Raw genomic sequence first — 913 nt, 5'->3', positions numbered from 1 at the left:
CGACTATAAAGAGGCACTATTGGATATCATTGACAGCAATATTCCAATTGTCTATAATCTGAATGTCGGCCACGCAACTCCGAGAGCAATTGTCCCCTTCGGAGTCCATGCCTATGTAGATGCACAGGAGCAAGTCATTCGCTTTGACTATAACAAAAAATAAATAGTGTCTCTATTTTTGTGCTTTTGTATTCGTTTTCGTTACAATTTGTATCTGAATTTATTGCATTTCGCTAATTTCTATGATATCCTTTTGAAGGAGGTGTATATGACAAAACAAAAAATTAATCGAATCGTAGGTTCTATTGGTGCCTTTATTGGAATCATAGTATTTATTGCCTACATACCTCAAATTATCGCTAATTTACAGGGAAATAAAGCTCAACCATTTCAACCTTTATCAGCTGCTATATCTTGCTTAATCTGGGTTATTTATGGATGGACAAAGGAACCTAAGAAGGATTGGATACTAATCATTCCAAATTCAGCTGGTGTTATTTTAGGTGGAATCACTTTTTTGACTTCACTCTAACAAATCTAATAGTATATATAAAAAGCTGGGAAAAATTTCTCAGCTTTTTTCTATATTCTCAGATATGCTAGTTACCTGTACATACTAACGACCGCTTTTCCACTCACAATCATTCTCATGGTCATCAACTAGCCCTGCAGCCTGTAGAAAAGACAAGACGGCGACTGGTCCTGTGAACTTGAAGCCTCGTTTTTTGAAATCTTTAGCTAATTTCTCAGACAAAGGTGTTTTAGCTGGGGCTTGGCGATAATCAGGAACATCATTAACGACAGTTTTCCCCTCAACAAAAGACCAAAGATAGGCATCAAAAGAGCCGTACTCTGCCTGTAACTGTAGAAAGGCTTGGGCGTTAGCGCGTGTAGCAAAAATCTTGGCTCTATT

General features: G+C 37.6%; 2 protein-coding genes and 1 pseudogene. 2 read left to right on the top strand and 1 reads right to left on the bottom strand.

What is annotated here, in order from left to right; translation table 11 throughout:
• Positions 1–163, top strand: a pseudogene (locus SMIDD26_RS12480) (LD-carboxypeptidase); the annotation flags it as partial.
• Positions 164–268: 105 nt separating this feature from the next.
• Complete coding sequence (locus SMIDD26_RS00930) at positions 269–532, top strand: SemiSWEET family transporter (RefSeq protein WP_000166114.1); 264 nt, start codon at positions 269–271, stop codon at positions 530–532.
• An 84-nt stretch (positions 533–616) separates the two neighbouring features.
• Here the strand turns inward: SMIDD26_RS00930 and SMIDD26_RS12475 are convergent.
• The coding region (locus SMIDD26_RS12475) for a DNA-3-methyladenine glycosylase I (RefSeq protein ID WP_246746837.1) at positions 617–913 on the bottom strand (297 nt) is incomplete at its 5' end.

This window comes from Streptococcus mitis (assembly GCF_001579035.1).
GTDB lineage: Bacteria > Bacillota > Bacilli > Lactobacillales > Streptococcaceae > Streptococcus > Streptococcus mitis_J.
Note: the sequence above shows the minus strand (reverse complement) of the source record. Positions and strands in the feature narration are given on the sequence as shown.